Annotated in this window: 12 protein-coding genes; 10 read left to right on the top strand and 2 right to left on the bottom strand. The window is 67.3% G+C overall.

The genetic code is table 11. The features are described from left to right. The 10 genes from ACE3QM_RS20130 to tssE all read left to right on the top strand — a co-directional run. On the top strand, positions 1–1,202 hold a 1,202-nt coding region (locus ACE3QM_RS20130; RefSeq protein ID WP_374424383.1), incomplete at its 5' end, for a DUF6396 domain-containing protein. Positions 1,203–1,274: 72 nt separating this feature from the next. Continuing rightward, positions 1,275–1,532: a hypothetical protein gene (locus tag ACE3QM_RS20125; RefSeq protein ID WP_374424381.1), complete on the top strand. Its 258-nt coding sequence runs from the start codon at positions 1,275–1,277 to the stop codon at positions 1,530–1,532. A gap of 88 nt (positions 1,533–1,620) precedes the next feature. After that, positions 1,621–1,884 carry a PAAR domain-containing protein gene (locus ACE3QM_RS20120; RefSeq protein WP_374424379.1) on the top strand — a complete coding sequence of 88 codons (264 nt, stop codon included), beginning with the start codon at positions 1,621–1,623 and terminating at the stop codon, positions 1,882–1,884. 1 nt (position 1,885) lies between these two features. After that, positions 1,886–3,082 (top strand): hypothetical protein, encoded by a 1,197-nt coding sequence (locus tag ACE3QM_RS20115; protein ID WP_374424377.1) that lies wholly within the window; start codon positions 1,886–1,888, stop codon positions 3,080–3,082. Continuing rightward, the gene (locus ACE3QM_RS20110) at positions 3,079–6,315 is read left to right on the top strand and encodes an ImcF-related family protein (RefSeq protein ID WP_374424375.1); all 3,237 of its coding nucleotides are present in this window, start codon (positions 3,079–3,081) and stop codon (positions 6,313–6,315) included. The genes ACE3QM_RS20115 and ACE3QM_RS20110 overlap by 4 nt, the downstream gene beginning before the upstream one ends. Positions 6,316–6,408: 93 nt before the next feature. Then, positions 6,409–7,947 (top strand): type VI secretion system protein TssA, encoded by a 1,539-nt coding sequence (tssA, locus tag ACE3QM_RS20105; RefSeq protein ID WP_374424373.1) that lies wholly within the window; start codon positions 6,409–6,411, stop codon positions 7,945–7,947. 67 nt (positions 7,948–8,014) lie between these two features. Beyond that, positions 8,015–9,790 carry a type VI secretion system baseplate subunit TssF gene (gene tssF, locus ACE3QM_RS20100; protein WP_231462611.1) on the top strand — a complete coding sequence of 592 codons (1,776 nt, stop codon included), beginning with the start codon at positions 8,015–8,017 and terminating at the stop codon, positions 9,788–9,790. After that, positions 9,787–10,815: a type VI secretion system baseplate subunit TssG gene (gene tssG, locus ACE3QM_RS20095; protein WP_374424371.1), complete on the top strand. Its 1,029-nt coding sequence runs from the start codon at positions 9,787–9,789 to the stop codon at positions 10,813–10,815. The genes tssF and tssG overlap by 4 nt, the downstream gene beginning before the upstream one ends. After that, positions 10,812–11,345 carry a type VI secretion system lipoprotein TssJ gene (gene tssJ, locus ACE3QM_RS20090; protein ID WP_231462609.1) on the top strand — a complete coding sequence of 178 codons (534 nt, stop codon included), beginning with the start codon at positions 10,812–10,814 and terminating at the stop codon, positions 11,343–11,345. Before tssG ends, tssJ begins: the two co-directional genes overlap by 4 nt. Before the next feature lies 1 nt (position 11,346). Next, on the top strand, positions 11,347–11,757 hold the full coding sequence (tssE, locus tag ACE3QM_RS20085) for a type VI secretion system baseplate subunit TssE (protein ID WP_231462608.1): 411 nt from the start codon (positions 11,347–11,349) through the stop codon (positions 11,755–11,757). A gap of 146 nt (positions 11,758–11,903) precedes the next feature. On the opposite strand, the gene ACE3QM_RS20080 is transcribed toward tssE, so the two are convergent. Beyond that, the gene (locus ACE3QM_RS20080; protein ID WP_374424368.1) at positions 11,904–13,286 is read right to left on the bottom strand and encodes an aspartate aminotransferase family protein; all 1,383 of its coding nucleotides are present in this window, start codon (positions 13,284–13,286) and stop codon (positions 11,904–11,906) included. 139 nt (positions 13,287–13,425) lie between these two features. After that, positions 13,426–14,760: a glutamine synthetase family protein gene (locus ACE3QM_RS20075; protein ID WP_231462606.1), complete on the bottom strand. Its 1,335-nt coding sequence runs from the start codon at positions 14,758–14,760 to the stop codon at positions 13,426–13,428. Between the last annotated feature and the right edge of the window lie 6 nt (positions 14,761–14,766).

Raw genomic sequence — 14,766 nt, 5'->3', positions numbered from 1 at the left:
CGCCGGCCCCCTTGCCGCCCTGGGACGGCGGCTTCCAATGGTTGAAAGCCTGGCGCGGTCCCGGGCCGGCTCAGCCCAGCGAAGCACTGATCCAGCAACTTGCCGAGGCCCGTGGCCTGGCCGTCACCTCCTATCGCGAGCCGCCGCCCGTCGCGGCTAAACGCCCACGCAAACCTTCCAAAGCCAACGCCCCGCTGTTGACGACGTCCGCATTCCGCTGCATCCATCAGCGGCTGCCCGAGCCCATGCCGGAAGCCGAACACTTGTTCCTGTACGCCCGGCACCTGCTGCAAGGCGCCGCACAAACGCTCGATCCGGCGGTTGCGCGGCAAGCACTGCGGCTATACCGCATCGCCGCCGCCCACGGCCATGTCCAGGCCAATATCAATTTGCAAAACCATTTGCTCAGCGGCTACTTCGCCATCAACCCCGCCCGCAGCGGCCTGCGCGAGGCCATAGCGCTCAACCAGCAATTGGTGGATCAAAACCTGGCTCCCGGATACTACAACTTCGCCTCTTACAACTACGCTCGCGGCGGCAACCGCATCCGCAGCAAGGAAATGCTCCAAAGCGACCGAGAGCAGACGCTGCGCGCTTTCCGCAAGGCAGCCGATCTGGGCTCGCCTGAGGCGCTGTTTCATGTCGCCAATGTGTTGACGGCAGCAGGTGAGGCCCCTGAACTCGCGCATCAAATGTACCGCTGTGCGGCAGAGCAGGGGCTGGCGCAGGCGGTCAGGATCGCCGGACGTCACTTGAGGCAGGCCAGAGACTACCAAGCAGCCTTGCAAATCTTCCAGCTGGGGGTCAAGGCTGGCGATCCGGCCGCCGCTTACTTCCTGAGGAACAGTTTCAACCCACCTCCCTACGACAGTTTGTTTTCCATGGGGCTGGCTCGGGACCCGGAACGCAGCCGCCGCTACCAGAAGATCGAAGAACTCCTCCGCGCCAATGCCCAGCGACAGCCGGAGATAACCAACATAGACCAAATCGTGCCGCTGCCGCCGGCTCCCTTGCCGCCCTGGGATGGCAGCCTCCAATGGCAGAAGGCTTTTAGTGGTCCGGGACCGGACCAACCCAGCGAAGAACTGATTAGTCGGCTGGCCAAGGCCAAGCAGCTCGACCCCGCCACCGGCCTGTCCGAGCCAGCCCCCCAGGCCGAGGTGGCCCCCGGCACGGAGCCCACGAGACCACCGCGGTATTAGATTTTTACGGGCATGGCGGCAAAAAACGCATGCGTCGCGGCAACGGACGCTGGCTTGATGGAGAAACACTTTATGCGCCACACCCAATACTTGTTTGGATTAAGCGGGCTGGCACTCCCCGCGCCTGGTTTCGCATCGCCAGGAAATCTGGGGAAGCTGGTGGAGATATTCATCTTTATTGCCTTAGTGCTTCTGCTGATCTGGCTTGCCGTGCTGGTGCTTGTTGTCCGCCATCAAATCAAGCGAGGCAAGCCCTGGGGAGTCATTGCCCTGACTGCAAGCCTCTTATTGATTGTGCCGCCGCTGTGCATTTTTTTGAGCGCTTTATAGCCGCCTGAATCCTGATTAGCGCGTCGCGCTTTCACAAGCTCAGGACATGGTGGCCTTGTCATTTATTAAATAGCTTAAGGAGTTATTCATGCCCGGAAAAATCATTCGCTTAGGCGACCCCACCAGCCATGGCGGCAGCGTGATCAGCGCTTCCGGCCCGGTCGTCTTCGGCAAGGCGTCCGCCCGGGTTGGCGATCAAGTCAGCTGCCCCCAATCGGGGCATGGCATCAGCTCCATCTTGCCCGGTCCCACCCGCATGTCCGCCCATGGCTCGGCCTTCGCGTTGGAAGGTTTCCAGGCCGGTTGCGGCTGCACGCTGATCTCCACCTTGCCCAACGCCGGCGAGGTTTGAGATGGCCTGGCCCTTGCCGCAGCTCAGCCGCCCGGATTGGCCGCAGCCGCCTTCTCCCGCCCGCTGGCTGGCCTTGCTGCTGGCCGCCTTCGCCATCGGCCTGACGGCCACCAGCCTGCTCTGGCCGCGCGCCAGCCTAGGCCAGGGCTGGCGCTTCTGGGGCTGGGCGCTGCTCATGCCCTGGCTGGCCTGGCTGATGCTGTGGGGACTGCGGTACTACCTGCTTGAAACCGAGCGCGAAAACATCAGGGCCGAGCATCAGGCTCAGGACGAGCTGCGCGCCGGCTGGGTGCAATGGGCGCGCGCGGCGCTGCCGGTGACGGCCGTCAGCGTGCTCCATCCGCAGGAGCGGCCGCTGAACGGCGCGCTCAGCGGCCAGAATGGGCCACATCAGGACCAAGTACTGGCGCTGAACGCGTTGTTGCCGGGCAAGCCCCTGCCGCAACGGCTGTTGGCCTTGCTGGATCAGTTGCTGACCCCGGAGTTGCGACAGGCGTTGGCGCGGCTGGACCGCTGCCAGCTGCTGCTGTGCGCGCCGGCCCGCCACGCCGAATCCTGGCGCTCGCTGTGTTGGTCGCGCCTGGCCGACTTCCCGGCCGGCCAGGCTTGGCAAACGGAGAGCCGCGACCTGGACCCGGAGCAGACCCGCGCCTGGCTGCTGGCCGCCCATGGCGGCGCGGATGGGGAGGGCCGGCTCCGGCAGCCCGCCCTGTTGTTAGCCGCCCACCTGCACTCCGAACTGGCGCTGGACACCTCCGCGCCGGCGCAGTGCGAACTCGGCTTCGCGCTCTTATTGCAGCCCGATGCCGCCCAACCGCTGGCTTACTTGCCGCGGCCGATGCCGACCGACGCCACGCAGATGATGGCCGACTTTGCCACGCTGCAAGATATTCAGTTGCCGGATGCCGACGCGCCGCGCGGCTGGCACAGCCAATTGGACAGAACCACGCTGGCCGCCTGGGGCCGGATAGCCGAGCTACCCGCCTTGCAGTGGCTGAAAAGCCAGCCGCCGCGTTGCCACGCTCTGGACTCATGGCTGGGTCAAACCGGCGCCTGGGGCTATCCGCTGCAGCTGGCGCTGCTATGCCAACTTCGCTTGCCCGGCGCGCAAGTGCTGGCCTGGCAGCAGCAAGAAAGCAGTTGGATTCAGGCCATCATCAACTCACCTCCCAGCGGCTCCATGGAGAAAGCGGCATGAAATTCGGCATCTGGGTTTTCATTATCGCCGGGCTGGCAATCTGTCTTGGCCTGTTCGCGCTGTGGCAAGGCAAGCTTATCGATTTAAGCGAACTGCAACTGGGCGACACGGTATTGTGGAGCGCCGTGGCCGCTACAGCCCTGCTGCTGCTCATCCTGCTGTTTAACCGTTACCGGGCCAAGCTGGTCGCCGCTCGCCAGAGCTTGCTGGCGCGCTGGCCCGGCCGCAAGTCTTCGAGACCGGCCAGCTTGGAGCCGTCCGCGCCCAGCGCCAACTGGGCCGGCCTGGCGCAGATCGCCCAAGGCTGGCGCCAGCGCCCGGCCAGGCAGCGCCCGCACTGGCTGCTGCTGTGCGGCGCGCCCGAAGCCATCCACCAGGCGGCGCCGGCGCTGGCCCAGCAGCCCTGGGTGGAAACCGACGGCATGGTCTTGATCGACGCCTCCGCCACCCCGCCTCCCGGCGGCTGGCGGCGGCTGCGCGGACGCTGGCAGCCCCCCGCCGACGCCGTCATCGCCCTGCTCCCCGGTTCCGCCGACGCCGCCGCGCTGGCCGAGCGCGCCGAACAGCTGTCCATCGCCTGCGGCTGGACCCTGCCGATCACCCTGTGCCAGCGCGCGCCCGACAATGCCGGCCCCGGCATCGCCGGCTGGCCCTTGCCGGCCTTGCCCGCCAACGCCGACCGCTGGGCAGACCAACTCCGGTCCTGGGCCGATCAGCTTCCCCTGCGCGGCATTCCGCGTCATTCCGGCATGGCGGCGCAGCCCTTTCTGCTGCGCTGCTCACAGTGGCTGGAACGCGAGGGCACGGCGCTGGCCGAGACCTGGCAGCGCTGGCGCGGCGGCTTGGCGGCGGCCCCCGCCTTCAAGGCGCTGGCGCTGGCCAGCTGGCCGGCCGACGTCCGGCTGTGGAGCGGCGCGATCAGCCTGGGCTCGGCCTTCGCGCCGCGCCGCCGCAGTCGTCCTTGGCAGCGCCGGCTCGCCGCCGCCATCGGCGCCTTGTGCCTGATCTGGCTCCTCGGCATGCTGGGCTCCACTTATCAAAACCATGGGCTGATCGCCGAAGCCCAGGCCACCATCGACGCCCAGCCCAAAACCGCCACGCTGGACAGCGCGCTGCGGCTGCAGCGGCTGCTGGAGAAGCTGGAAGCCCGCCAGTTACACGGCGCGCCGTGGTCGGCCCGCTTCGGTCTGAACCGCGACGCCGCCTTGCTGGAACGGCTGCGTCCACAGTACGCCCGCGCCATCGACCAGGCGCTGATCGCGCCGGCGCGCCAGCACTGGGCGCGGCAGCTACAGGCGCTGAACCAGGCGCCCAGCGCGGAACTGGCCGCCGACCCGGCCCGGACCGAACAGGGCTATCAAACGCTGAAGGCCTATCTGACGCTGGACCAGCCGGCGCGCGCCGAGCCGGCCTTCCTCGCCGCTCAGTTGACGGCCCAAGCCAGCGCCGCGCACGCGGACTTTTCCCCGGCGCTGCTGCGCGCGATGGCGCAGTTCTACGCCGAGCGGCTGGCCGGCCAGCCCGGCTGGCGCATGGCCGCCGACCCCGCTTTGGCGCAGGCCAGCCGCCAGACCCTGATCGGCCAGCTGGGCCGCCAGCAGGCCGACGACGCTCGCTATCAACCCATCCTGGCCGAGGCCGCGACCAAGTATCCGCCGCAAACGCTGGCCGCCTTGTTGCCGGGCCAGGACTTGCGCGGCTTGTGGCGCAGCGAGGCCAGTCTGCCCGGCGTGTTCACCCGCAAGGCCTGGGACGAACACTTGCGCGCCGCTTTCGCCGATGCCCATCGCCGCCAGGGCAATGCCGGCGACTGGGTGCTGGGCGCCGGCGAGGCCGGCCAGCCCAGCGCCGGCGCGACTCAGGATGCCGCGCTGCGCCAGCGCTACTTCGCCGATTACGCCCGCGCCTGGCAGCGATTCCTCAACGATGTGTCGTGGCAAGCGGAAACCAAACTGGCCGCCAATGCCCAGCAATTGCAGGTCTACGCCGATCCGCAACGCTCGCCGCTGCGCGCGCTGATGGCGCTGGTGCGCGACAACGCCCGCGCCGGCGAGCGCGTGGACAGCCTGGGCGCCAATCTGGTGGACAAGGCCCAGGCGCTGCTGGGCAAGGCCGACGCCAGCGCGCCGGCGAGAGCCGCAGCGGAAGCCGCGCCGCTGGCGCAAAGCTTCGGCCCATTGCTGCGGCTGCTGGAGGAGCGCCAAGACGGCTCCGCGCTCAGCCTGCAACGTTATCTGGAACGGGTGGCCGCCACCCGGCTCAAACTGCAGCAGGTGGCCGCCGCGCCGGACCCGGACGCCGCCGCCCGCGCGCTGGCGCAGGCGGTGTTCCAGGGCAAGGGCGGCGAGCTGGCCGAGGGCCGCGATTACGCCGCTCAACTGGCCGCCAGCCTGGGCGAGGACTGGCAGGGTTTGGGCCAGCACTTGTTCCTGCAGCCCCTGGACCAGTCCTGGTCCACCCTGCTGCAACCGGCGGCCGCCAGCCTCAACCAGTTATGGGACCAGAGCATCGTCCGGCCCTGGCAGTCCAGCTTCGCCGGCCGCTATCCCTTCCACCGCAGCGATGCTGACGCCTCGCTGCCGGAGCTGGGCCGCTTTCTGCACCCCAGCGACGGCCTGGTGCCGCAGTTCGTGCGCCAGCAATTGGGCGGGGTGCTGGAACAACAGGGCGATCAATGGTCGCCGGACCCGGCGGCGGCGCAGGCGCTGCGCTTCGACCTGAACTTCCTCAATGAGCTCAACCGCCTGTCGCGGCTGTCCAGCCTGCTCTACGCCCAAGGCGATGCCGGCATGCGCTTCGAGTTGCAGCCCATCTCCTCCCCCGGCCTGGCGGAAACCCGGCTGCAACTGGATCAGCACAGCCTGCACGACTTCAACCAGCTGGCAAGCTGGAAGGCGCTGAACTGGCCCGGCGATCCGCTAAAGGCCGGCGCCAGCCTGCAATGGCAGACCGAGAAGGCCGGCCTGCGCCAGACGCAGGACCACCCCGGCCGCTGGGGCTGGCTGCGCCTGCTGGAACAGGCGCAGCGCGAACAGATAGACCGCGCCACTTGGCAGCTGAGCTGGCAGCTGCCCGGCGGCCATCAAGCGCGCTACCAATTGCGCAGCGAGGCCGGCGCCGGCCCGCTGGCCCTGTTGCAACTGGTGCAATTCCAGTTGCCGGCGCGGATTTTTATTGTGGAGCCGAGCAAGCCACTGGCCCCAGCCAAACCGGCCCGGCGGCCCCAATCCTGAGGAGAAGCTCGTCATGTCGCCCAAACCCCTTCCCCCACACCAAACCGCGCGGCAATGGCGCGCCCGGTCCAGCGCGATACCGCGAGGCCACTCATGAACTGGCTGCACTCACTGCTGGGCCGGGACGAGACGCCGGAAGAAAGAGCCCGACAGCGGCTGCCGCATTGGTCCGCCTGGCTGAAACCGATAGCCGATGCCGCGCCCTGCGGCGAGGATCTGTCCCACGACGATGAGTTTCTGGCCTTGAAAGAGGAAGTCACCCGGCTCTCGGGCATGGACACGGCGCTGGCGCTGACGCATGCGGAAACCTTGCTGAAAACCCGCGGCAAGGATTTGCGCGTGGCGGCCTACTACGCCTGCGCCCGGCTGCGCCGGGACGGCGTGGCCGGCCTGGCCGACGGGCTGGAGCTGGTCGCCGCCTTGCTGGAACGCTACCCGGACACGGTCTGGCCACACCAGCCGGCACGGCGGCGCAGCGCACTGGAATGGATGGCCAGCGAGCGCTTCACCGACCGGCTGGCGCAATTGCCCAATGACGACAACGACGCCTGGGAACGCGCCGCGGCGGCCCTGCTGCTGCTGCAAAGCCTCACTGCCGGCAGCGCCGCGGAGCCGCTGCGGCTGGCGGCGCTGGGGCACAGCCTGCAGCAACGCTTGCAGCCGGCCGCGGTCATCGCCGCGCGGCCAACCCCACCGCCCGCCGCGCCGCCCGCCAATGTCGGAGAAGTCTCTTCCTGGCGCGAATTGCTGGAACAGGCGCGGCGGATGACTGTATTTCTGCGCCGGCAGCCGGAAGGCCAGGCCGCCGCCCTGCGGCTATTGCGCGCGGTGCGCTGGGAGGCGCTGGCCGCCTTGCCGCCCGGCGACGCGGAGGGGCGCACCCGCCTGCCGCCTCCGCGCGCCGAATTGCGCCAGCAGCTGAAACGCCAGCTGTTGCAGCAACAGTGGCCGGACTTGCGCGAGCAGGCCGAGCTCGCCTTCGCGGAAGGCGCCAATCACTGGTGGCTGGATCTGCAGCACTACGCCTGGCTGGCGCACCAGCATGGCGGAGAGATCGCCGCGCCGCTGGCGGACCTGGTCCGCGACGATGCGCTGCGGCTGTGCCAGCGGCTGCCCGGCATCGAGCAATTGCGCTTCAGCGACGGCAGCCCGTTCGCGGAAGACGCCACCCTGGAGTGGCTAACGCTATGGCGACAGCCGGAGGCCGCCGCCGCGCCGGAGGCCGGCACGCGCGCCGACTGGGCGGAAAGCGAAACCCAGGCCCACGCCATCGCCGCGCAACAGGGTTTGCCGGCGGCCTTCGCCTGGGTGCAGGCCTTGCCCGCGCTCGCCGGCGGCCGCGAGCGCTGCCTGCGGCACTTATTGCTGGCGCGGTTGGCGGAACGGCATGGCCGCGCCGAAATGGCCATCCATTTGCTGGAAGCGCTGCTGTGCCAGGCCGACGATCACCAATTGGAGGCTTGGGAACCGGAGCTGGCCTTCGAGCTGCAAGCGCAATTGGCGCGGCTGCTGCGTCAACGGCTGCTGCGCAAGGACTCGGACCGCGCCGGCCTGGGCCAGCGCCTGGAACGGCTCAATGCGCGCCTGGCCGCGCTGGACCCGGCTCGCGCGCTGACCGGCGTTCAGCCATGATCCCGCGCCGCCAACACGCCGCGCACGGCTTGCGGCGCTTTTTCCACCCTGTCGATGAAAGCCGCCCATGGATGATCTGACCCTGCGTTACTACGAGGCGGAAATGCGCTATTTGCGCGAGGCGGGCAAGGAGTTTGCCCGCGCCCACCCCGACCGCGCCGCCCTGCTCAATATCGACCGGGTGGGCAAGCGCGACCCCTATGTCGAGCGCCTGTTCGAAGGCTTCGCCTTCCTGACCGGCCGCATCCGCCAGAAGCTGGACGACGACTTCCCGGAGCTGACCGAGGGCTTGGTCAATCTACTGTGGCCGCACTATCTGCGCATGGTGCCCTCGCTGACCGTGCTGGAATTGCGGGCCGACGCACACGCGCTGCAGCAGGCCAAGCGCATCGAGGCGGGCTTGAGCGTGCGCACTTCGCCGCTGGGAAGCGAGGCGGTGCGCTGCGCCTACCGCAGCACGCAGCCGGTGGAGATCCAGCCGCTGCGCCTCAGCCAGGCCGGCGTGCGCCAGGATGGCGCAGGACGCTCGGTGCTGGAACTGTGCTTCGAACTGGGCGCGGCGGCCAAGCGCGAGACACTGGATCTGTCCCGCCTGCGCCTGTTCCTCGCCGCGGACCTGCCCATCGCCTTCGCGCTGCGGCATGCGTTGACCCGGCAATTGGGCCATGCCCGCCTGCAAGCGCTGGACCCGGGCGGGCACCCGGCCCAGCCGCTGCCGGCGCTGCGCTTCGAGCCGGTGGGCTTTGCCGCGGCGGACCGGCTCTGGCCCACGGCGGACAACGCCTTTGGCGGCTATCAGCTGCTGCTGGAGTACTTTTGCTTCCGCGAGAAATTCCTGTTCCTCGATCTGTGCGGCCTGGACGCCGCGCTGCTGCCCGCCGGGACGCGGGCTTTTGCGCTGGAACTGGTCCTGAGCCAGCGCTATCCGGCGGACATGCCGTTCAACGCCGACAATCTGCGCCTGCATTGCGTGCCGGCGATCAATCTGTTCCCGCTGGAAGCCGAACCCTTGCGCGTGGACCACCTCAGCCATGAATACCGGGTCACTCCGCTGGCAAGCCAGGGACCGGAGCTGGAAACCTGGTCGGTGGACGAGGTCGAGTCCATGGACGGCGACAGCGGCAAGCGCCATGCCTATGTGCCGTTCTCCAGTTTCCGCCACCGCGGCGGCATGTTGCGCCACGAGGCGCCGGAACGTTTCTACCATGCGCGCACGCGGCTGGGCGCCGCCGGCCGGCCGGAAACCTGGCTGGTGCTGGGCGGCCATCTGTGGGATTCGCCTACGGCGGCCCGGCGCGAGGAAACCTTGTCGCTGCGCGTCACCGGCACCAATGGCATGCTGCCGCGCAAGGCATTGCGCGAGGCGCAGATACTGGAGCGCGCCGTCGCCGCGCCGCTGAGTCAGATATCCAATCTGACCGCGCCCACCATGCCCTGCTATCCGCCGGCGGAAGACCGCTATCAATGGCGGGTGCTGTCGCACCTGGCGCCCAACTTCCTGTCGCTGCTGGACGCCGAGGTGCTGCGCGGCACGCTGGCGCTGTACGACTGGACCGAGGACGAATTGAACCGCCAGCGGCTGAGCGGCCTGCTGGAGGTGAGGCACCGGCTGATCCAGCGGGTGCAGCGGGGTTGCCTGGAGCGCGGGGTCGGCATCGAACTGGCGGTGGACCGAACCTGTTTCGCCGGCCAGGGCGACCTTTATCTGTTCGGCGACCTGATGCACCGCTTCTTCGCCGCCTATGCGGACATGAACCTGTTCACCCGTTTCGAAATGCGCGTGCTGCCGGAGAACGAGCGGATCGCCTGGCCGGACAGCAAGACGGAGGCGCCGCCGCTATGACCGACGCCGCGTTTGACGCCTGGCTGCGCTCCGCGCCGGCGTACAACTTCTTTCAGTTTTGCCGCGTGCTGGAGCAATTGCCCGGCGGCGCGCGCCTGGGCACCGCCGACAGCCCCGAGCATGAGCCGGTGCGCTTGCTGCCCTCGCCATCGCTGGGCTTTCCCGCCAGCGAGATCGCCCGGGCCGAGCCCGCCGACCCCGACACCGGGCGGCCGCCGGTGCTGCGCACCACCTTCATGGGGCTCTACGGCGTGGATGCCGTGCTGCCCTATTATTTTCTGGACGACATCGCCACCCGCAACGAAGGCCATGAGGCGCTGGCGGCCTTCCTGGATCTGTTCAACCACCGCTTCGCGACACTGCTCTACCGCGCCTGGAGCAAATATCGCTACCCGCAGAGCTTCCAGCCCGGTGCGCGCGACAAGCTGTCCCGCTCCTTGCTGGGCTTGACTGGCCTGGGCCTGGACGCGGCGGCCGCGCGCCAGCCGCTGCCGGCCGGCCGTCTGCTGGGCTTGCTCGCGCTGCTAAGCCAGCGTACCCGCCCAGCCTCAGGCCTCGCCAACGTCTTCCGCCATGCGCTGCCCAACGCCGAGATCCGGGTACGGGAGTTCCTGCCTTGCTGGGTGGCGCTGGATAGCGCGGCCCCCCTCTCCAGCCGGCCGCCGCTGCGCGCCGGCGAGTTGATCCTGGGACGCCGCTTGCGCGCGGCCAACCATGCGATCGCCGTCACCGTGCGTCCGCCCGACGCCGGCTGCGTGCCAGCCCTGCTGCCCGGCGCGCCGCTGCAGCAGGACCTGATGGCCTTGACCCGCGTCTATCTGGGCTGGCGGCTGGAAGCCGAGATCTGGCTGGAACTGCCCGCCAGCTGGCTGCCGGCCAGCGCCCTCCACAGCGGCGCCCGGCCACGGCTGGGCTTGGGCGCGACCTTGGCCGGCACGGCAAGCCGGCGCTGGCGCCGCTTGCGCATCGGTCATTATCAACCCTTGTCGGACAGCCATGCCCGACAGCCAGGAGAACCCGGATGAAACACTGCCTTCCCGCGCTGCGCGCCGGACTGCTCATGCTCGGCCTGACCCTGCCTCTGAGCGCCTGCGGCCTGTGGCAAAGCACCAAGAACGTCACTGTCAGCGCCGCTCAAAAAATCTTTCTGACCCGCGTGGAGCGCCTGAACCTGGACCTGATGGCGAGCGAAGAATTGAACACCGATGCCGGGCAGCGCCCGCTGACTGTCGTGGTGCGGGTCTATCAATTGAAGGACAAGGCCGCCTTCATGGCCGCGCCTTACCAGACCTTGCTGGAGCAGGATCAGACCGCGCTCGCCGCCGACTTGCTGGCCAGCCACCAAGTACTGCTGCGGCCTGGCGCGGCGATCAGCCTGCGCGAGCCCTACCGTCAAGACGCGGCCTATGTCGGCGTGATCGCGCTATTCCGCCAAATCGACGGGGGACAGACATGGCGGCTGCTGCTGGACAAAAAGGAGCTGGACAATGACAAGCCGCTGCAACTGGAACTGCGCGGCTACGCCTTGAGCCGCCGACAAGCGGCGGAGCAATGATATGGGCCTCGCCTTGTATGAAATGCTGACCGGGCAGTTTGCCGATGGCTCGCCACTGGAACCGCTGCCCCCTGAGCAGCAGCTCGCGCGCAGCGTGGTCGATAGCATCCAGCGCATCCTGAACGCGCGCGCGGGATCGCTCAAGCATTTGCCCGATTATGGCCTGCCGGATCTGGGCCATATCTACCGGCACTTACCCGCCAGCGCCCACCAGTTGATGCGCAGCATCGAGCAGACGCTGCTGCGCTACGAACCCAGGCTGAGCGCGGTTGAAGTGTCATTTGGCGGCGAGCATGGGCAAATGGTGTTGCGCTACCGGCTGCGCTGCCGTCTGAAGCAGCATGGTGAGCTCATGCTGGACGCGAGCTTCACGCCCGAGGGCAGTGTCCGGCTACGCACCTACCGGCACTGATCCCGCAAGGCTTAGAACGTGTTCACGATCTCGCGAGCTAAGGCGAGCCTTCAAACAGGCTCCTGGAGCAGGGCCGGCGCTGCCCACGCGCAAAAAAACCGGGGCGGTTTGCCCCGGTTTGGCGTACTGTCTCGCGCTCTCCCGGCTCAGGCCAGGCCGCTGTCCTTCAACTTGCGCTCGAACGTCTCCATGCAGCGCGCGGCCACGCCCAGCATTTCATCGATCTCCGCCTTGGTGATCACCAGCGGCGGCGAGGCCACGATATGGTCGCCGCAGGCGCGCATGATCAGATTGTTGCGGAAGAAGATGTCGCGGCACATCAGGCCTACGTCGCCAAAATTCGGGAACAGCTCGCGCTTGCTCTTGTCCTTGACCAGGGTGAACGCCTGGATCAGGCCGACGCCGCGCACATCGTCCACATGCTCGAACTGGCTGAAGGTTTCGCGCCAGCGCTGCTGCATATAGGGGCCGGTTTCGTACTTGACGCGGTCGATGATGCCTTCGTCGCGCAACAGTTCCACGTTGGCGCGCGCCACCGCGCTGGCCACCGGGTGGCCGGAGTAGGTGAAGCCGTGGTTGAAATCGCCGCCAGCGATCAGACCCTGGGCCACGCGCTCGCCGACGAAGACCGCGCCGATGGGCAGATAGCCGGAGGACAAGCCCTTGGCCGTGGTGAAGATGTCGGGACGGAAGCCGAAGTGCTCGAAGCCGAACCATTCGCCGGTGCGACCAAAGCCGCAGATCACTTCGTCGGCCACCAGCAGCACATCGTATTTACGACAGATGCGTTCCACTTCCGGCCAGTAGGTGGCCGGCGGGATGATCACGCCGCCGGCGCCCTGGATAGGCTCGCCGACAAAGGCCGCCACCTTTTCCGGCCCGATTTCCAGGATCTTCTCTTCCACCCAGCGCGCGGCCACCACGCCGAACTCGTCCGGGCTCAAATCCTTGCCGTACTTGTACCACCACGGCTGTTCGACATGGGCCATGCCCGGAATCGGCAGGTCGCCCTGCTCGTGCATATACTTCATGCCACCCAGGCTGGAGCCGCCGATGGTGGAGCCGTGATAGCCGTTCCAGCGGCCGATCAGCGTCTTCTTGTCCTTCTTGCCCTGCACATCCCAGTAATGGCGCACCATGCGTATCATGGTGTCCACCGATTCCGAGCCGGAGTTGGTGTAGAACACATGCTCGTAGCCGGCCGGCGTCACCTGGGCCAGCAGGTGGGACAACTCAACCACCGCCGGATGGGTGGTCTTGAAGAAGGTGTTGTAGAAGGCCAGCTCGTCCATCTGGCGCTTGGCCACGTCGGACAGCTCCTTGCGGCCATAGCCGATATTTACGCACCACAGGCCGGCCATGCCGTCGATGATCTTGTTGCCGTCCGAATCCCACAGATAGATGCCCTCGCCGCGAGTCATCACCCGCGCGCCTTGCTGGTTCAACGATTGGGTATCGGTAAACGGGTGCAGGTGGTGAGAAGCATCCAGCTGGCGCCATTGTTCGGTCGTGCGTTGTTGGTTCTGCATAGGACTTCCTTCCAGTATTCTCCAACGGGGCAGACCGACACGGCATCCGCCCCTCCTTCGCCTTTGGCGTGTTTTCAGTGCTTTTCCTGGCTGTCCGGGCTGATTCTAACGGATGACTCAGCCCGTTGTCATACCTCGCTCACACGTGCAGCAGCAGGAACTTGCGTTCCCACGGGCTGATCACGCGGAAATATTCGGAGAACTCCTTCTCCTTCATGCCCACATACATGCTGACGAAACGCTCGCCCAACACCTCGGCCATTTCCTTGCAGGAAGCCAGCTGCTGCAGCGATTCCTCCGAGGAGTTGGGGAACTGGTAAGGCAGCTCGTAGGCGTCGGTCTGGCGCGGCTCGCTGGGCCGCAGCTTGTTGACGATGCCCAGGTAGCCGCAGGCCAGCGTCGCAGCCATCGCGATATAGGGATTGACGTCCACGCCCGGCACCCGGTTTTCGATGCGGCGCGCGGCCGGCGAGGAGTGCGGCACGCGCAGGCCCACGGTGCGGTTGTCGTAACCCCATTCGACGTTGGTCGGCGCCGCGGTATAGCGCGACAAACGGCGGAATGAGTTCACATAGGGCGCGAACAGCGGCATGGACTTGGGCACGTACTTCTGCAGGCCGGCGATGTAGTGGAAGAACAGCTCGGACGGGCTGCCGTCCTCATTGGTGAACACATTGCGGCCGGTGTTCTTGTCCACCAGGCTCTGGTGCATGTGCATGGCGGAGCCCGGCTCGTTCTCCATCGGCTTGGCCATGAAGGTGGCGTACATATTGTGGCGGAACGCCGCCTCGCGCACGGTGCGCTTGAACAGGAACACCTGGTCGGCCAGCTCCAGCGGATTGCCGTGCAGGAAGTTGATTTCCATCTGCGCGGTGCCCACTTCGTGAATCAGGGTATCCACTTCCAGATTCTGCGCGTGGCAGTAGTCGTAGATGTCCTCGAACAGCGGGTCGAACTCGTTGACCGCGTCGATGGAATACGAGCGGCGGCCGAACTCGGCGCGGCCGGTGCGCCCCACCGGCGCGGCCAGCGGGATGTCCGGGTCCGGGTTGGGGGACAGCAGGTAGAATTCCATTTCCGGAGCCAGCACCGGCTCCAGACCCATCTCGTCGAACAGGCCGATCACGCGCTTGAGCACATTGCGCGGCGCCACGTCCACCGGGCTGCCGTCGGCACGCAGGCAGTCGTAGATCAATTGCGCGGTGGGATCGACGGCCCAGGGCACGAAGCGCAGGGTGTTCGGGTCCGGCGCCAGCACCATGTCCGGGTCGGTCAGGTCCAGCATGCTGTCGTCGGGGTAGTCCCCGGTCACAGTCTGGATCAGCACAACTTCGGGCAAACGCATTTCCGGGTCGGACACGAACTTGTCCTTGGGCACGATCTTGCCGCGCGCCACGCCGGTCATGTCGGGGACGATACACTCGACTTCAGTGATCCGGTGCTCTCGCAGCCATTCATTGATCTGATGGGTCATGATGTT

The sequence above is a fragment of the Chromobacterium sp. genome, from assembly GCF_041912965.1.
Classification (GTDB): domain Bacteria; phylum Pseudomonadota; class Gammaproteobacteria; order Burkholderiales; family Chromobacteriaceae; genus Chromobacterium; species Chromobacterium aquaticum.
Note: the sequence above shows the minus strand (reverse complement) of the source record. Positions and strands in the feature narration are given on the sequence as shown.

Coding starts and splice junctions, on each gene's coding strand:
- ACE3QM_RS20125 (WP_374424381.1), top strand. CDS start 1,275: ATGCGCCACACCCAATACTTGTTTGGATTAAGCGGGCTGGCACTCCCC.
- ACE3QM_RS20120 (WP_374424379.1), top strand. CDS start 1,621: ATGCCCGGAAAAATCATTCGCTTAGGCGACCCCACCAGCCATGGCGGC.
- ACE3QM_RS20115 (WP_374424377.1), top strand. CDS start 1,886: ATGGCCTGGCCCTTGCCGCAGCTCAGCCGCCCGGATTGGCCGCAGCCG.
- ACE3QM_RS20110 (WP_374424375.1), top strand. CDS start 3,079: ATGAAATTCGGCATCTGGGTTTTCATTATCGCCGGGCTGGCAATCTGT.
- tssA (WP_374424373.1), top strand. CDS start 6,409: ATGAACTGGCTGCACTCACTGCTGGGCCGGGACGAGACGCCGGAAGAA.
- tssF (WP_231462611.1), top strand. CDS start 8,015: ATGGATGATCTGACCCTGCGTTACTACGAGGCGGAAATGCGCTATTTG.
- tssG (WP_374424371.1), top strand. CDS start 9,787: ATGACCGACGCCGCGTTTGACGCCTGGCTGCGCTCCGCGCCGGCGTAC.
- tssJ (WP_231462609.1), top strand. CDS start 10,812: ATGAAACACTGCCTTCCCGCGCTGCGCGCCGGACTGCTCATGCTCGGC.
- tssE (WP_231462608.1), top strand. CDS start 11,347: ATGGGCCTCGCCTTGTATGAAATGCTGACCGGGCAGTTTGCCGATGGC.
- ACE3QM_RS20080 (WP_374424368.1), bottom strand. CDS start 13,286: ATGCAGAACCAACAACGCACGACCGAACAATGGCGCCAGCTGGATGCT.
- ACE3QM_RS20075 (WP_231462606.1), bottom strand. CDS start 14,760: ATGACCCATCAGATCAATGAATGGCTGCGAGAGCACCGGATCACTGAA.